Annotated in this window: 12 protein-coding genes and 3 pseudogenes; 6 read left to right on the forward strand and 9 right to left on the reverse strand. The window is 64.3% G+C overall.

Features of this window, described 5'->3' with window-relative positions; all coding sequences use genetic code 11:
* Positions 1-139: 139 nt before the first annotated feature.
* Positions 140-2,464 (forward strand): NADP-dependent malic enzyme, encoded by a 2,325-nt coding sequence (locus tag MJ8_RS18100; protein WP_201410186.1) that lies wholly within the window; start codon positions 140-142, stop codon positions 2,462-2,464.
* 81 nt (positions 2,465-2,545) lie between these two features.
* A complete protein-coding gene (locus MJ8_RS18105) occupies positions 2,546-3,772 on the forward strand; it encodes a DUF2865 domain-containing protein (RefSeq protein ID WP_201410187.1) in 1,227 nt (408 codons plus the stop codon).
* Here the strand turns inward: MJ8_RS18105 and gltX are convergent.
* Positions 3,690-5,063, reverse strand: a complete 1,374-nt coding sequence (gene gltX / locus MJ8_RS18110; protein WP_201410188.1) for a glutamate--tRNA ligase — start codon at positions 5,061-5,063, stop codon at positions 3,690-3,692. The two genes, MJ8_RS18105 and gltX, sit on opposite strands and share 83 nt — an antisense overlap.
* Positions 5,064-5,776: 713 nt before the next feature.
* Here gltX and MJ8_RS18115 point away from each other — a divergent pair.
* Together MJ8_RS18115 and MJ8_RS18120 are read left to right on the forward strand one after the other, a co-directional pair.
* Positions 5,777-9,553 carry a vitamin B12-dependent ribonucleotide reductase gene (locus tag MJ8_RS18115; protein ID WP_201410189.1) on the forward strand — a complete coding sequence of 1,259 codons (3,777 nt, stop codon included), beginning with the start codon at positions 5,777-5,779 and terminating at the stop codon, positions 9,551-9,553.
* Positions 9,554-9,628: 75 nt separating this feature from the next.
* Positions 9,629-9,745, forward strand: a pseudogene (locus MJ8_RS18120) (VOC family protein); the annotation flags it as partial.
* Positions 9,746-9,864: 119 nt separating this feature from the next.
* Here the strand turns inward: MJ8_RS18120 and MJ8_RS18125 are convergent.
* From MJ8_RS18125 to MJ8_RS32805, 3 genes and pseudogenes are all read right to left on the reverse strand, one after another.
* Positions 9,865-10,407 (reverse strand): DUF2314 domain-containing protein, encoded by a 543-nt coding sequence (locus tag MJ8_RS18125; RefSeq protein ID WP_201410190.1) that lies wholly within the window; start codon positions 10,405-10,407, stop codon positions 9,865-9,867.
* A 281-nt stretch (positions 10,408-10,688) separates the two neighbouring features.
* Positions 10,689-11,552: pseudogene (locus MJ8_RS18130) on the reverse strand (GH25 family lysozyme); the annotation flags it as partial.
* Positions 11,553-11,671: 119 nt separating this feature from the next.
* Positions 11,672-11,810 (reverse strand): annotated as a pseudogene (locus tag MJ8_RS32805) (muramidase); the annotation flags it as partial.
* Positions 11,811-11,944: 134 nt separating this feature from the next.
* Here MJ8_RS32805 and MJ8_RS18135 point away from each other — a divergent pair.
* Positions 11,945-13,093, forward strand: a complete 1,149-nt coding sequence (locus tag MJ8_RS18135; RefSeq protein WP_225247956.1) for a Tim44 domain-containing protein — start codon at positions 11,945-11,947, stop codon at positions 13,091-13,093.
* Between the two features lie 29 nt (positions 13,094-13,122).
* Here the strand turns inward: MJ8_RS18135 and MJ8_RS18140 are convergent, their stop codons facing one another.
* Positions 13,123-13,908, reverse strand: a complete 786-nt coding sequence (locus tag MJ8_RS18140) for a phosphodiester glycosidase family protein (RefSeq protein ID WP_201410192.1) — start codon at positions 13,906-13,908, stop codon at positions 13,123-13,125.
* A 72-nt stretch (positions 13,909-13,980) separates the two neighbouring features.
* The gene (locus MJ8_RS18145) at positions 13,981-14,853 is read right to left on the reverse strand and encodes an undecaprenyl-diphosphate phosphatase (RefSeq protein WP_201410193.1); all 873 of its coding nucleotides are present in this window, start codon (positions 14,851-14,853) and stop codon (positions 13,981-13,983) included.
* A 205-nt stretch (positions 14,854-15,058) separates the two neighbouring features.
* On the opposite strand from MJ8_RS18145, the gene MJ8_RS18150 reads away from it, so the two are divergent.
* A complete protein-coding gene (locus MJ8_RS18150) occupies positions 15,059-15,988 on the forward strand; it encodes a hypothetical protein (protein WP_201410194.1) in 930 nt (309 codons plus the stop codon).
* A 59-nt stretch (positions 15,989-16,047) separates the two neighbouring features.
* Here MJ8_RS18150 and MJ8_RS18155 read toward each other — a convergent pair whose 3' ends face one another.
* From MJ8_RS18155 to MJ8_RS18165, 3 genes are all read right to left on the reverse strand, one after another.
* Positions 16,048-16,260, reverse strand: coding sequence for a hypothetical protein (locus tag MJ8_RS18155; RefSeq protein ID WP_041008661.1), 213 nt, complete (start codon positions 16,258-16,260; stop codon positions 16,048-16,050).
* 128 nt (positions 16,261-16,388) lie between these two features.
* Positions 16,389-16,784 carry a GFA family protein gene (locus tag MJ8_RS18160; protein ID WP_201410195.1) on the reverse strand — a complete coding sequence of 132 codons (396 nt, stop codon included), beginning with the start codon at positions 16,782-16,784 and terminating at the stop codon, positions 16,389-16,391.
* A gap of 118 nt (positions 16,785-16,902) precedes the next feature.
* Positions 16,903-17,151 (reverse strand): ParB N-terminal domain-containing protein, encoded by a 249-nt coding sequence (locus MJ8_RS18165; protein ID WP_040981203.1) that lies wholly within the window; start codon positions 17,149-17,151, stop codon positions 16,903-16,905.
* Positions 17,152-17,172 lie beyond the last annotated feature (21 nt).

A 17,172-nucleotide genomic window follows, 5' to 3' on the forward strand; every position in this document is an offset into this window, starting at 1 on the left:
GGCTCGCAGCCCAACTATCTGGAATCGGTTGATTATTTTCGCTCCGACATTGTGAAGGCCGGAGCAAGTTATTTGCCGTCGCGAAAACGCTCCGACGCATGCTAAAAGGCTCCAAAGCAGCATCGCAGGGAGGGGCCGGATGGACGGCGAGAACAAGAAAACGGCCCGGTCGGACCTCGACGAGGCCGCCCTCTTCTTCCACAAGCATCCCACTCCGGGAAAGCTCGAGATCCAGGCGACGAAGCCGCTCGGCAACCAGCGCGACCTGGCCCTTGCCTATTCGCCGGGCGTGGCAGCCCCCTGCCTCGAGATTCGCGATGATCCGGCGACCGCCGCCGACTACACCGCCCGCGCCAATCTCGTCGGCGTCGTCTCCAACGGCTCCGCCGTGCTTGGGCTCGGCAATATCGGCCCGCTCGCCTCCAAGCCGGTGATGGAAGGCAAGGCGGTGCTGTTCAAGAAATTCGCCGGCATAGACGTCTTCGACATCGAGATCGACGCACCGGGGATCGAGCGCATGGTCGAGACGGTGGCCGCGCTCGAGCCGACCTTCGGCGGCATCAATCTCGAGGACATCAAGGCGCCGGAATGCTTCGAGGTCGAGGAGCGGCTGAAGGCCCGCATGGGCATTCCGGTTTTCCACGACGACCAGCACGGCACTGCGATCATCGTCGCCGCCGCCGTGCTCAACGGGCTGGAACTGGCGGGCAAGACGATTTCCGACATCAAGATTGTCACCTCCGGCGCCGGCGCTGCCGCGCTTGCCTGCCTCAACCTTCTGGTCTCGCTCGGCGCCAAGGTGGAAAACATCTGGGTCACCGACCGTTTCGGCGTCGCCTACAAGGGCCGCGTCGAGGAGATGGACCGCTGGAAAGACCCTTATGTGAAGGACACCGAGGCGCGCACGCTGGCCGATGTCATTCCTGGTGCCGACGTCTTTCTCGGCCTCTCCGCCGCCGGCGTGCTGAAGCCGGAGCTTCTGGAGCACATGGCGCCGAAGCCGCTGATCCTGGCCTTGGCCAACCCCAATCCCGAGATCATGCCGGAAGCGGCGCGCGCCGCGCGGCCGGACGCCATGATCTGCACCGGCCGCTCGGATTTTCCCAACCAAGTCAATAACGTGCTGTGCTTTCCTTATATCTTCCGCGGCGCGCTGGACTGCGGCGCCAGCGCTATCAACGAGGAGATGAAGATGGCGGCCGTGCGGGCGATCGCCGCCCTTGCCCGCGAAGAGCCCTCCGATGTCGCGGCGCGCGCCTATTCCGGCGAGACGCCGATATTCGGTCCCGATTTCCTGATCCCCTCGCCCTTCGATCCGCGCCTGATCCTGCGCATCGCGCCGGCGGTGGCGAAGGCTGCCTGCGATACCGGCGTTGCAACCCGGCCGATCGCCGATTTCGCCGCCTATATCGACAAGCTCAACCGCTTCGTCTTCCGCTCCGGCCTGGTGATGAAGCCGGTGTTTTCCTCGGCCAAGACGGCAAGCGCCAAGCGCGTCATCTATGCCGACGGCGAGGACGAGCGCGTGCTGCGCGCAGCACAAGTGGTGCTGGAGGAAGGCATTGCCGAACCGACCCTGATCGGCCGCCCGCATGTGGTGGAGGTGCGCCTGAAGCGTTATGGCCTGCGCATCCGGCCGGGCGTCGATTTCGCGTTGATCAATCCGGAAGACGATCCGCGCTACCGCCATTATGTCGACCTTTTGATCGAGCTTGCCGGCCGGCGCGGCGTGACGACGGAAGCCGCCCGCACCATGGTGCGCACCAACAATACGGTGATCGCGGCACTCGCGCTGAGGCGCGGCGACGCGGATGCCATGATCTGCGGGCTCGAAGGCCGCTTCGAGCGGCATTTGCGCAATGTCTCGCTGATCATCGGGCCGCGCGCCGGCGTCAAGGACCGGGATCTTTCGACGCTCTCCATGCTGATTTCGCAGCGGGGCATCATCTTTCTCACCGATACCTATGTCTCCATCGACCCGACCGCCGAAGAGATTGCCGAGATGACCGTTCTGGCGGCGGAGGAGATCAGGCGTTTCGGCATGGAACCCAAGGCCGCCTTGCTCTCCTTCTCGGATTTCGGATCGCGCGACGCGCCGAGTGCGTTCAAGATGCGGCAAGCCGCGGCGATCCTGGCGCGCATCGCGCCCGACCTTGAATGCGACGGCGAGATGCATGCCGATACAGCGCTTTCGCAACATCTGCGCCAGCGCGTCTATCCGCATTCCAGGCTGAACGGCGAAGCCAATCTGCTGGTCTTCCCGAACCTCGATTCGGCCAACATCACGCTTACGGCGCTGGGCGCCATGATGGATGCGCTGCATGTCGGGCCGATCCTGCTCGGCACCGACAAGCCCGCGCACATCTTGACGCCTTCGGTGACCTCGCGCGGCGTCGTCAACATGACCGCGCTGGCCGTTGTCGAGGCGGCGCACAAGGCGCAGGCGCTCGTCGATCTGAATTGAGGCGGCGCCAGAGCAGACTAGGGAACAGTTAACCACGAACGCGGTAGCCTTCCGCCCACGGGCAATCGGGATTCCAGGCGGATGAAGGGGTTGAAGCTGATGCATCTTGCGGCGCTGCTTGCGGCGCTTGCAGGCTCAGCCGTCGCCGTCACGGACTCCCTGGCGGCATCCCGCATATGCCGGCAGCTCGAAGCCGAACTCGCCGCTACGCGCGGTGGCGGCGGAGGGCCGGGCCTCGTGCGCAAATATGACGACGCGATCGCGCGCCAGCGCGAGCAGTTGGCGAAGGCCCGCAGCCGGGCAAGCGACGCCAATTGCGGCTTCACGCTTTTTTCACGCAATGTCAGCCAGTGCGCGGCGATCAACGCCTCGATAGAGCGCATGAACGCCAATCTCGACACGCTGCAGGCCAAGCGCGAGCGGCTGTCCGCCGGTGGCGGCACGCGGCGCGACCGCAGTCGTATCCTCGCGGCGCTCGATGCCAATGGCTGCCGCGGCGACGAGCCCCCGCCCCGCCGCGCGCCGCTTCAGGAGGCTTCCCGCGACAATGCCGGCGGCAATCTGTTCGAGCAACTTTTCGGCCGCCAGGACCAGCAGCTCGAAACGCCCGATGCTCCCGGCGCCCCGGACGCGGCGGACGTACCTGCCGATGATCCCAGCGTGCGCAACATCCGCCGCATCATCAACCAGCCGGACGGCACGGACCTGCCAAGGCCGGTCGGCGAGTTCCGCACGATGTGCGTGCGCACCTGCGACGGCTATTTCTTCCCGATGTCCAATGCTGCGTCCGTCGGAGATTTCGAACGCGACCAGAAGAATTGCGAATCGAGCTGCCCCGGCACCGAGATGCAGGTCTTCTATTCGCGCGGAATGGACGACGATTCGGGATCGATGACCTCCTCGGTCACCGGGCAACCCTACGCCTCGCTGCCGACCGCCTATCTCTACAAGCAGGTCAATTACTCACGCCCGCCGAGTTGCGGCTGCAACGCGCAGGCCAGCAATTTCACGATCATCGGCGGCAACCCGCCCAATCCCGAGCAGTCGCGGCCGGAGAGCGGGATGGCGCCCTTCATCCCCGTGCCGGCAGTGAAGCCCGATCCCGGCGCCGATCCCGAAACGCTCGCCAATGCCGAAGGCGGGCTCGACCTGGAAGCGATCAAGCGGCTGACCACCAAGGCGCCGGTGTCGCCGGTCTCGGCGCTGCCGCCGGATCAGCGCAAGGTCAGGGTCGTCGGGCCAGCGTTCCTTCCCGACCCATCAGCGGCAATAGATCTGAAAGCTCCGGCCCCGAAGTCCGCCCGGTAAGCGCCAACCGCAGCGGCATGAACAACGGCTTGCCCTTGCGCCCGGTCGCTTCCCTGATCTTGCCGGTCCAGTCCTTCCAGACGGTGCCGTTCCACGGCTCCTCCGGCAGCAGATCGAACGCCTGGTTGAGGAAGTCGCGATCCTCGCCGGAAAACTCGGCCGGCTCTTGCGGACCCTCGTTCAGGATGCGCCACCAGATGGCGGCGTCCGACAGGCGGTCGAGATTGCCGCGCACTGCCAGCCAGAACGGCTCGGCCTTCTCGCCGGAAATGCCAAGCACGATCAGCCGGTCGCGCGCTTCCTCGAACGGCATATGATGCATCAGCGTGCGGTTGAGCACGAAGAGTTCGTCCGGGTCGAATTTCGAGGCTGACTTGGACGTCGCCGCCGGGTCGAAATGGCCGGCAAGCTCGTTGAGGTCGCGCGCGGCGGTGACATTCTCCGACGTGCCGACGAGCACGGCCAGCGAGGCAACCGCCATCGGCTCGATGCCATCCTCGCGCAGGCTTTCGATCGACAGAGCGCCGGTGCGCTTCGACAGCCCCTCGCCCGATACCGTGGTCAGCAGGTTGTGGTGGCCGAAGACCGGTGGCTCGGCGCCGAGCGCCTTGAAGATGGCGATCTGCACGCCGGTGTTGGTGACATGGTCGTCGCCACGGATGACGTGGCTGACGCCCATCTCGATGTCGTCGACCACCGAAGGCAGCGTGTAGAGATAGGTGCCGTCCTCGCGCACCAGGACAGGATCCGACAGCGAGGCGAGATCGACGGTCTCCTCGCCGCGCACCAGATCGTTCCAATGCACCTCGGTGCGCTCCGGCTGCAGCGGGTCGCTGGTGAAATTGGGCAGCAGGAAGCGCCAATGCGGCTTGCGTCCGTCCGACTGGTACTCGGCCACCTGCTCCGGCGTCAGCGTCAGCGCCTCGCGGCCATAGACAGGCGGCAGGCCGCGCGTGCGGCGCACCTTGCGGCGCAGGTCGAGCTCTTCCGGCGTCTCGTAGCAGGCATAGAGCACGCGAGCCGCCTTCAGCCGCTCGACCGCCGCGTCGTAGATCTCGAAGCGGCGCGACTGATACTCGGTGACGTCCGGGAAGATGCCCAGCCAGTGCAGGTCGTAAAGAATGGAATCGGCATATTCCTGCTTCGAGCGGGCAATATCGGTGTCGTCGAAACGCTGTATGAATCGGCCCTTGTTGTTCATGGCAAAAAGCCAGTTGAACAGCGCGGTGCGCGCATTGCCGATATGGATGCGGCCGGTCGGTGACGGGGCAAAACGTACGGTAACTGTCATGAGCGGGGCGTAGCGGATGCTTTTGGTGTTGACAAGGCGCGCCCCCCGCGCGAACGCAACAGATAGTGCAAGCCAGCTAAAATGAAAAGCCGCAGCCCGACACGGCTTCCTGGCGGCCTGAGAAACGGCGTCAAGTGCCTGCAAAGCCGGGCTTGTCATGTCCCCGTTATCCACATGTGTGACACACAAGATGTTGGGGTCACAAAAGCTACAAAAACGAATCCTTGACGGGTCGGAACGAGTCGCTTTTTATGGGCCATGCGCTCCTGTTGCGGGCGTGACCGGAGAGTTCAGAGGCCGGTCTTTTTTCCCGGATTTTGTGCGTTTTGCCCACATTTCCGCCCGTTCACGAGGCCGGCGGAAGCGTTGGGATCATTAGGGCTTGGGTGGGCGAAAGGGAGAATTGTCGGCCTGGAAAAAATGATCTGTTAACACTATATTTAGTGTTTGCAGGCAGGCTGGACCCTAGATAGTGTGAACCTCCCTCTTCCGAGGGAATCGACCAAAGTTTCAGTTGAGGGACCCGCGGGGGTCGGCCTGCAGCCCGGGCAAATGCCCGGCAAGGTGTTTTGCTGTCTGCATGGCGGCGCCCGCGACGAGGAGAATGCCGGCGTCCCCCGCGATGCCGGCAAACGGCGGACTGCGCTTTTCGCCATGCGGGGCAGAAATCCCCGGGGAAAGGCGCTATATATAGACACAAAGGGACCGGACCAATGCGCATCGAGCGTCGCTTCACCAAGCCAGAGCAATCGGCCTATGCGGAGATCGAATTCCGCAAGGCTTTGTCGGAGATCAAGAATCCCGATGGCTCGGTGGTGTTCCGCCTCGACAACATCGATGTGCCGGCGCAATTCAGCCAGGTCGCGGCCGACATCCTGGCGCAGAAATATTTCCGCAAGGCCGGCGTGCCGGCGCGCCTGAAGAAGGTCGAGGAGAACGACGTTCCCTCCTTCCTGTGGCGCTCGGTTGCCGACGAGGCCGAGCTCGCCAAGCTGCCCGAGGCCGAGCGCTATGGTTCGGAGACCGATGCCCGCCAGGTCTTTGACCGTCTCTCCGGCACCTGGACCTATTGGGGCTGGAAGGGCGGCTATTTCAAGTCGGAGGAGGATGCGCGCGCCTTCCGCGACGAGCTTGCCTATATGCTGGCCACCCAGCGCGTCGCGCCGAACTCGCCGCAGTGGTTCAACACCGGCCTGCACTGGGCCTACGGCATCGACGGGCCGAGCCAGGGCCACTTCTATGTCGACCCCTTCACCGGCAAGCTGACCAAGTCGAAGTCGGCCTATGAGCATCCGCAGCCGCATGCCTGCTTCATCCAGAGCGTGCAGGACGACCTCGTCAACGAGGGCGGCATCATGGACCTGTGGGTGCGTGAGGCGCGCCTGTTCAAATACGGCTCCGGCACCGGCTCGAACTTCTCCATGCTGCGCGGCGAAGGCGAGAAGCTGTCGGGCGGCGGCCGCTCCTCCGGCCTGATGAGCTTCCTCAAGATCGGCGACCGCGCGGCCGGCGCCATCAAGTCGGGCGGCACGACGCGCCGCGCGGCCAAGATGGTCATCGTCGACGCCGACCACCCCGACATCGAGCAATTCATCGACTGGAAGGTCAATGAGGAGCAGAAGGTCGCCTCGCTGGTGACCGGCTCCAAGATCGTCAAGAAGCATCTCGAAGCCATCATGAAGGCCTGCGTCAATTGCGAGGGCGATGGCGACGATTGCTTCGACCCGGCGCTGAACACTGCGCTGAAGCGCGAGATCAAGGCGGCCAAGAAGGATGCCGTGCCGGAGAACTACATCTACCGCGTCATCCAGTTCGCCCGCCAGGGCTACACTTCGATGTCGTTCAACACCTACGACACCGACTGGGATTCCGACGCCTACCTCACGGTCTCGGGCCAGAACTCCAACAACTCGGTGTCGCTGAAGGACAATTTCCTGCGCGCTGTGGAAGCCGACGGCGACTGGCAGCTCACCGCCCGCAAGGACGGCAAGGTGCTGAAGACGCTGAAGGCGCGGGACCTCTGGGAAAAGATCGGCTATGCCGCCTGGGCGTCGGCAGACCCCGGCCTGCATTTCAACACGACGATGAACGACTGGCACACCTGCGCTTCCGCCGGTGCGATCCGGGCCTCCAACCCGTGCTCGGAATACATGTTCCTCGACGACACGGCCTGCAATCTCGCCTCGATCAACCTCCTGCCCTACCGCAAGGAAGACGGCACGATCGACATCGCCGCTTATGAGCACACCGTTCGGCTGTGGACCATCGTGCTCGAGATCTCGGTGATGATGGCGCAGTTCCCGTCGAAGGAAATCGCCAAGCTCTCCTACGACTACCGCACGCTCGGCCTCGGCTACGCCAATATCGGCGGCCTGCTGATGACCTCCGGCATTCCTTACGACTCCGACGAGGGCCGCGCGATCTGCGCCGCGCTCACCGCCATCATGACCGGCGTCGCCTACTCGACCTCGGCCGAGATGGCTTCCGAGCTCGGCGCCTTCCCGGACTATGACCGCAACGCCCAGAACATGCTGCGCGTCATGCGCAACCATCGCCGCGCCGCCTATGGCGACAAGGACGGCTACGAGAAGCTCTCCGTCAACCCGGTGCCGCTGGTCGCGTCCGACCTCAAGCAGCAAGCTTTGGCCGAGCACGCCCGCGCCGCCTGGGACCGCGCCATCGAGCTCGGCGAGGAGCATGGCTACCGCAATGCGCAGGCGACCGTGATCGCGCCGACCGGCACGATCGGCCTCGTCATGGATTGCGACACCACCGGCATCGAGCCGGACTTCGCCCTGGTGAAGTTCAAGAAGCTCGCCGGCGGCGGCTATTTCAAGATCATCAACCGCGCCGTGCCGGAAGCGCTGCGCACGCTGGGTTACTCCGAAAGCCAGATCGCCGAGATCGAGGCCTATGCCGTCGGCCACGGCAACCTCAACCAGGCGCCCGGCATCAACCCGTCGACGCTGAAGGCCAAGGGCTTCACCGACGAGAAGATCGCCGCGCTGAACGCGGCGCTGAAGTCGGCCTTCGACATCAAGTTCGTGTTCAACCAGTGGACGCTCGGCGCCGACTGGGTGAAGGAGACGCTCGGCTTTACCGACGAGCAGCTCGGCGACTTCTCCTTCGAGATGCTGCCGGCGCTGGGCTTCTCCAAGAAGGACATCGACGCCGCCAACATCCATGTCTGCGGCGCGATGACGCTCGAAGGCGCGCCCTTCCTCAAGGCCGAGCACCTGCCGGTGTTCGACTGCGCCAGCCCCTGCGGCAAGATCGGCAAGCGCTCGCTCTCGATCCAGAGCCACATCCTGATGATGGCCGCGGCGCAGCCCTTCATCTCGGGCGCCATCTCCAAGACCATCAACATGCCGAACGAGGCGACGGTCGAGGACGCCAAGAACGCCTATATGCTGTCCTGGAAGCTGGCGCTGAAGGCGAACGCGCTTTATCGCGACGGCTCGAAGCTGTCGCAGCCGCTCAACGCCTCGCTGCTCGCCGATGACGACGAGGATGAGGACGAGGCCGTCGAGCAGCTGATCGCCGCGCCCGCCGCGCAGCGCGCCGTGCAGGTGACGGAAAAGATCGTCGAGCGCGTGGTGGAACGCCTCTACCGCGACCGCGAGAAGCTGCCGAACCGCCGCAAGGGTTACACGCAGAAGGCGGTCGTCGGCGGGCACAAGGTGTATCTCCGCACCGGCGAGTTCGACGACGGGCGCCTGGGCGAGATCTTCATCGACATGCACAAGGAGGGTGCTGCCTTCCGCGCGATGATGAACAACTTCGCCATCGCCATCTCGCTCGGCCTGCAGTACGGCGTGCCGCTCGATGAATATGTCGAGGCCTTCACCTTCACCAAGTTCGAGCCGGCCGGCATGGTGCAGGGCAACGACGCGATCAAGAACGCCACGTCGATCCTCGACTATGTGTTCCGCGAGCTGGCGGTGTCCTATCTCGGCCGCCACGACCTCGCCCATGTCGACCAGTCGGACTTCGACAAGACGGCGCTCGGCCGCGGCATCACCGAAGGCAAGGCGACGCCCTTCTCCAAGGGCCTCTATCGCGGTGCCTCGCCCGTGAAGCTGGTGAGCGGCATGGGCAGCGAGCCCAAGGGCTTCGGCGGCTCAACGTCGACGCCGGCCCCTGCCCGCGCCGCGCCCACGGCCTTCGCCGGCTCCAACGTGCTGGCGCTGAAGCCGGCCAGCGACGAGGCGCTCGCCTACAAGCGCGACTATGAGGAGCGCGCCCGGGAACTGGCCGAGGACATGGTGGAAGAAGAAGCCGAAGCCGCCGGCGGCGCCGAGGCCCTATTCACCGACGCCGCGGCCAACGAAGCCGCGGAGGCGAAAAAGCTCGCCGCCACCCGCCGCCAGCAGTCGCTGCTGCAAGGCTACACCGGCAACGAATGCTCCGAGTGCCACAACTTCACCATGGTGCGGAACGGCACCTGCGAGAAGTGCGACACGTGCGGAAGCACGAGTGGGTGCAGCTGAGGAGCTCTGAGCCTCTGAAATCCTTCGGCCCGGTCGTAAGATCGGGCCGATTTCATTTATGAGCTTGAACGCGTCATGATCGACCACATCACGATCGAAGTGAGCGACCTCGCCAAGAGCAAGCTCTTCTACGAAAAGGCGTTTTCGCCCCTGAGCTACAGCCTCGCCTTCGGCAAGGAAGGCGTCTTCTGGCCTTCGGGACTATGCGGCTGCTTCGTGCTCGATCCCGACGGTACAACATCGAGGCGATGATCAACGAGCGGTGATGCGCGCCCTCTCCTTCTCACCTTGTGGGAGAAGGAGAAACCCGCTCAATCCTTGAACGTGATCCCGTATTTCGCCGCCTGCTCCTTCGGCATGTCGGCCAACGCCTGTCGCACGGTGTAGCCGCCATAGACGTTGCCGCCGTCGCGGATCATCCAGTCCTCGACATCGGCTTCCGCCACGCTCATGCGGTCGCCCATCTTGTACTTGTTGCCGTTGACGGGCTCGTCGGCGAGCAGGCCGACGAAATGACCGTTGCTGAACCCGACGAGCTGCAGCCAGATGTGCTCGGTGGCGCCGTTCTGCGTGAGCGGGAACTTCACGGTATAGGTCCCGCGCGTTCCGGCATCGATCAGTTCATGGAACCGCGGCAGCGTCGCACGGCCTTTGGCCTTGGCGCCTTGCATTGCATCGTCGGCGGTGGAATACGCGACCACGTTCGGCTTGATCGGTCGCGGCGACATCGGCAGCGCGCCTGGCGCCGCTGCCGGAATGGCGACAGGCCTGCTGTCCGGCCTGTAGCCGGCGGCGTTGTAAAGTCCGTAGCCAAAGACGGCGACAAAGGCGATTGCCATAACCGGATTACGCATCCAACCCCTCCAAATGCGATCACGGACACGTTACCGGAAGGTCGTTGCCGCGCCGCTAAAAGACAGGGTGAGCGCCTGGTTAGAAAAATACCGAAATTGCGCCGGAATCCATGGGGCGCTGATAGCGACATAGCGCCATGAGGCGCGTCGAGATTCAGGTCAGGCCGAGTCGAGAATGGTGGCTTCCGAGAACCGGAGCGGAGCGTACTTGAAGTACGTGAGCACCGGAAGCGCAGGAAGCCGCCATTCGCAGGCCGGCCTCACCTGAATATCGATGCGCCTCAGTCGGCGTCGGCCACCATCTGCCCGCCCCCGCCCAGCCAGGCGCGCCATTGCCGCTCATCACCATGGAAGACGTTGAGGTCGATGCGGCCGCTCACGCCATGTGACAGGCCGGAGCCGGAATACTGCCAGAACACCCACTTGCGGCCTGGATAGACCTTTGACGGATGCGCCGCCACCGCGCGCAGCCAGAACGGATAATCCAGAAAGGCGCCGCGGAGGTTGTCGCGATAGAAATCGGGGCTGGTGTAGATGATGGGCCGCTGGCCGTAGTGGCGCTCCAGCTTGTCCATGAAGACCTGCATCTTTTCCAGCACCTTCTCGCGCGATGGCCTGCGCTTGCAGGAGGAATCGCCGTTCCACTCGACGTCGATGACCGGCGGCAGCGCGCCGTCGACCTTGGGCACGTTGCGGATGAACCAGTCGGCCTGCTCGCCGGCGGTGCGGCACCAGTAGAAGAAATGATAGGCGCCGCGCTTCAGCCCGGCGGCATCGGCGTTGCGCCAGTTCTTCATGAACATCGGGTCGAGATGATCGCCGCCGTCGGTCGCCTTGATATAGGCGAAGTTGGCGCCCTGGGCGCGCAGCTTTTCCCAGTTGATGTTGCCCTGCCAGCGCGACACGTCGACGCCGTGCACGGCCAGATGGCGCGGCGAGGAGCGGCCGAAATTGATCGGCTTGGCGTCGCGGAACGCATAGCGCGTGACCGGGTTGGCGAGCATGGCGGGCGCGGCGCGCGACAGCCGCTTCGGCGGCGAGACGAGCGCCGCCTCCTGCACCGGCGGCTCGACGCTGTCCGGCAGAGCGGTCGCCGGGAAGTTCACCGTCTCCTCCTCGGCGAGACCGAAGGGGCGCGGGCTCTCGTCGCCGGGACTTGCGTTACCTTCGTCAAGCAGCGACGCCGGCGGCTCGATGCGCGCCATGCCCGACATCGACGCGGTCTCGACGGTTTTTTCCCTTACGGCGGTCTTCACGCCCTTCGACACCGGCGCGCTCGGCCGCACGACCGAGCTGGTCGTCTCGTTGGACGGCATCTGCAAGGCATCGACGCCCGACGTGGACGAGCAGCCGGCAAGGCAAAGCGCTGCGAGCACGAAACTGACGACGCCAAAAATCCGCATCTTTGACCTGTACGCGAGACAAAACAGACCGAAGGCAGGAAAGACGCCGCCGGAAGCCCCATTCCTAATGAGAAATTACCAACAAAGTTTGAATCAAAATTTACCTTTGGCGCGACGGTGGTGACCGATTCGGGATGTATCGCCGTTACCTCGCCCCGCGCGAAGGCGCAGCCGCGAGCGAGCCCAAGATCAGGACGATCCTCACCGGGTCGGCGGACGCATTGAAGCAGGGGCTAAACCTGGCTCGCCTGACATCCCATATACGGGGCTCGCGCAAAGTGAAGCGCTCACGTACCCAGGGATTGTGCTTAATGTCGAAGTCACGAACGATCAAAATCGCGTCGATCCTCATGATCCTGCTGATGACGCTCGGGACCGTCGCTATCGGCTCCGCCGAAGCGCGCATGGGCGGCAGCTTCGGCAGCCGCGGCAGCCGGACCTACCAGGCTCCCGCGCCGACCAGGACGGCCCCTTACACGGCACCCGTCACGCGCTCGATGACGCCGCAAACCACCCAGTCCATCCCATCGTCACAGTCGTTTCCGGGCTCCGCTCGCCCCGGTTTCTGGCGTGGTTTCGGCGGCGGTTTTGTCGGCGGCCTGGTGGGAGGACTGTTCTTCCAGGGCCTGTTCGGCATGATGCTGGGCCATGGTTTCGGCGGCATAGGCGGCGGGCTGAGCTTCATCTTCCAACTGCTCTTGATCGGCGGGCTCGTGATGCTGGCGATGCGCTTCCTCAATCGCGACAATGCCGCTCCGGCCAACATGCGAAGCGCCGGCGTTCCGTTCGGACGGCAGGGCTGGGGCGGCACGCCGCCCAGCTATTCGTCCAATGCCGCGAGCTTCGGCTCCACTGATGCATCCGGCGCGGATGAAATCGGCATCACGGACGCCGATCGTGACGCGTTCGAACGAATCCTCGGCGACGTGCAGGCTGCCTTCACCCGCGAGGATCATCAGGGGTTGCGCCGGCTGACGACCCCCGAAATGGTTTCCTACCTTTCGGAGGAACTGGCGGACAACGCTACCCACGGCCTCAAGAACGAGGTGACAAACCTTCGGCTGCTGAAGGGCGAAGTCGCCGAGGCGTGGCGGGAGGGTTCGCGCGACTATGCAACCGTAGCTATGCGCTGGTCGGCGATCGACATCATGCGCAACCGCCAGACCGGCGCCGTCGAGAAGGGCGATCCCAACAATCCGGTCGAAGCCACCGAGCTGTGGACTTTCACCCGCCAGGCTGGGGAGCCATGGCTGCTGTCCGCGATCCAGGACGCGTCCAGTTAAGCCATACCATAACGAGGAAAGCTCTTCGATCACCGCCTGAACACGCCGATCATCGGCCCGAGATTCCAGAAGTCGTCGTTGCGGCCGATCCCTGGCGCATAGAGGCTGGAGATCGAGCCGTCGAGGAAGAGCGCGTTCGGGCAGCCGAGTTGGTCACGGAACAGCCTCGCGAATTGGTGGAAGGTCACGACGTCGTCCGAGATCGCGAAGATCGCGACGCCGTCGGGGCGCACGCCGACGCCGTCGCGGATCTTGCGCGAGGTGCCGTCGGCCTGGAATTTCGGATGCAGCTTGCCGTCAATGACCAGCATCGGCCCGGACTGCGTGGCATAATCGACGCGCGGGGGGCGCTTGAGGTAATCCTTGGTCGCGCGGACCCCGGCCTTGCCGGCGCTGAGATAGAAGATGCCGTTGGGCTGCATGGAGAAATTGCCGGATCCCGATCCGGTCTTCGCCGGCGTGACCTGCTCGCCGCGCTCGACATAGAGCCCGACTGGCATGAGGTTCGGATGATACATGCCGGCATTCATGCCGAACAGCAGGTTTCGCCCTGTCGCCTGCTGCGCGCTGCGCAGATTGTGCAGCGAGCGGTAGAAGTCGCCGTCCTTGTTCTTCCAGAACAGCTCGATTGAGAAATGCTTCGGATCGGCCTCGCAGACCAGATAGGACGCGCTCTCGAAAATCTGATTGCGACAGGGCGGCAAGGCCGCCAGCCATTGGCCAAGGCCCATGCCTGCGCCGACGGCGGCAGGCACCGCCGATTTCACCAGCCCGGCTAGCAAAGGTACCGATTGCAACAGCGTCCCAAGATCCATCAGCGCGTCCCGCTCGTCAGCACCGGTATAGCGGATTCGGTCGACGCCGCTGCGCGGATTTCCTGGATTGCGTCAGGTGAGCCAACCGGCCGCGACGCTTATCAGGAGCACCACGCCGAGCAGGCCGCGATAGATGACGAACGGCCAGGCGGAGAAGCGCTCGAGCACCCGCATCAGCCCCCATATGGCGAAGAAGGCCGAGACCGAGGCGACGACGAGGCCGACGGCCAGGATCGACCAGCCATGCGCGTCGAGATGCACCTTGTGCAGTTCATAGAGTTCCTTGAGGCCGGCGAGCGCGATGGCCGGCAAGCCGAGCAGGAAGGACAGGCGCGCCGCCTCCGGCCGGGCGAAGCCAAGCCCCATCGCCGCCGTCAGCGTCGAGCCCGAGCGGGAGACGCCGGGAATGAGCGCGCCGACCTGGGCGACGCCCACCAAGAGCGCGTCGAGGATCGACGCCTGGCGCAGCATTAGCTTATGGCTGGCGAATATCTCGGCGAGCGCCAGGAGGATCGCCATGACGATACAGGCCCAGCCGATGGCGGCGAGCCCGCGCAGCGGCGAATTGCAGGCGTTCAGCGCGCCCGAGAGCGCAAGGCCAGCAATGACGATCGGCACGGTGGCAAGCACGATGCTGATCGCAAGGCGGAAATAGCGGTCGCTGAAATCGCGGCGCGAGATCGCGGCAAGCGATCCGAACAGCACGTCCCTGACATCGCTCCAGAAATAGCTGACCACCGCCGCCAGCGCCGCCAATTGCATGGCGGCGGAAAAGGCCGAGCCGGGATCCTGCCAGCCGAGCACGGCCGGCACGATACGCATATGCGCGGTCGACGAGATCGGCAGCAATTCGGTGATGCCTTGCACGATGCCCAGAAACGCCACCTTGGCATAGCCCAGGCCGACAAAGCCGGTATCCAACCCTTGAGTGCAGACGTCGGTCATCTCAATCCTTTTCCCAGCGCCCCGGCCCTGCCCCGGAGCAAAAGTGAATCGTAATTCGAAAAGCCCTGGAGGACAGGCTTAGCCTCACGATAGCGTGATTCCAACTCACGGATTTGTAAGGTGCCGCTAATCCTGCTTGACAACGGTCGTCGCCATATTATCATCCACTAATCTTACACTGTAAGGTATTCGGAGGAGGATTTTCATGTCGACCGCCGCCCTCTCGGAACTGCAACCGATCGTCCCACCGGAAACGCATGCTGCCGAAATCGCGATCGAGGAGGTGTCGCGCGATTTCAGCCGGGCCATCGAGCGCGCCGAAGTGGCTGCCTGGCTCGACCTCTACGAAGCGGCGCCCACCGACTTCGCGGCGCGGCATGGGCTGTCGATCGCGAGCGACGGCGATCTTGTCTGGACCACCTGCACGACGATCCCGTTCATCCATTTCAATTGCGTGAAGAATATCGGCGTCGATGGTCCGGCGACGGAAGAGCAGGTCGACGCGCTGCTCCAGCGCTACCGTGATGCCGGCGTCATGCGGCCGTGGTTCTACACCAATCCGCATGCCGAACCGGCGCGGCTGCGGTGCTGGCTGGAAGCGCGCGGCCTGCAGCATCAGGGCGGCTGGGAGCGCATCTATCGCGACGCCACGCCGCTGCCGGAGGAACCGCTTTTTCCGGGCGATCCGCTGATCCCGGTCGACGATCTGGTGGTCGAGGAGGTCACGCCCAGGACGGCATCGGATTGGGCTTCCTTCATCGATGCCAAATACAGGCTCCCCACCACGCCCTGGCTCACGGCGCTTGTCGGCCGCAAGGGCTGGCATCACTACATGCTGAAACGCGGGGGCGCGGTCGCCGCCGTGCGCTCGCTCTTCATCTCAGGCGGCGCGGCCTGGAGCGGCATCGACGCCCCGGTGCCGGGAATCATGGCGCCGAGCTTCGATCTTGATGCCATGCTCGGCGAAAGGCTGGTTCGCGACGGCATCGCCGCCGGCGCGAAACTGTTCGTCGCCGACATCGAGGCGCCGCGCCCCGACCGCGACGGGCCGGCCTATCGCAATTATGACCGGCTCGGCTTCAAGCTCGCCTATTTGCGCAATCATTACAGCTACCTGCCCGCGCACTCGAGCTGACCGGCGGCTGTTGTCCTTGTGCAATTCGCGGCGGGAAACCGGCATATTTTGGGGTCGCCTCAGCGATAGAGCCACTGCTTCAGGCAGCTTCTTGCCACCACATGCGCCGGCGGCACTGAAGCCTGGTCGATGCGGGAATCATCGCCGGCCCTGTCGCGCGCCTTCTCCAGAAGCAGGCGAATCTCTGCCGGACGCACCCGGTCGCGTTCCATCACGAGTTGGATCATCGGGTCGTTCAAAAGCTCGTCCAAGGTGTTGATGCTCTCGCTCATCCGTCGCCTCCTCGATGCCTGCCCGCATGGCGCTTAGATAGGCGCCAATGATGGCCCGCCAATGACGCTTTGCCGGCTATGTCGTGAATCGAAGATGAAATTTTTGTGCAGGCCTGCGTCGCAATGACTCAGGCCGGCGGCGCGCTTTCATATTGCGGCAGGCCATCGTCGAGCTTTACCCAAGGCTGCTTCGAAGCGGTCCAGAAATGCATGTCTGGCTTGAACAGCGACGGGTCGTCGAGCGAGCCGGAGGTGACGCCGAGAATGCCCCGGGAGTCGCGCCTTGAGAAAAGCGTCGTGCCACAGGCCGGGCAGAAGCCGCGCTTGAGGTCCGGCGTGGAATTGATCGTCGCGACCGGCCCTTCGACGGTCACATCGTCGATGCGGAACAGAAGCCGCGCGTTGAAGGCGGCGCCGATCGCTCTCTGGCAGATCCGGCAATGGCAGACGCGCTCGTTGATCGGCTCGGCCTCTGCCCTATACCGCACCGCGCCGCAAAGGCATCCGCCCTCATATTTCGCCATGGCAAGCATCCTGGTCGTGCACTATCGGCACGCTCTAACCGCCGGCACGGCAGCGTCAATCAAAAAGCTTTGATGGAACGCGATCGCTAACGGTGATGCAGCGGCCGGACGCCCAGGGTCAGTGGCGCTTGGCCTGTACGAGATAGGCGTCGATCGTGGTCTCGCCGAGCCATTTCGCGGCTTCGAGCCGATGCAGCCCCTCAACCAGGATGTGGCGCTTGCCGTCGTGCCGCACCTGGATCGGCGTCTTCATGCCGTTCTCGAGGATATCCTCGGCGAGATGGCGCACGGTTTCGGGATGCAGCGTCTTGCGCCGCGCCGTCGGCACGTAGATGTCGTCGACCTTGACCTTTTGCACCCGCAGCATGTCGGCTCCCGGCGTTGGAAC

This window comes from Mesorhizobium sp. J8 (genome assembly GCF_016591715.1).
Classification (GTDB): domain Bacteria; phylum Pseudomonadota; class Alphaproteobacteria; order Rhizobiales; family Rhizobiaceae; genus Mesorhizobium.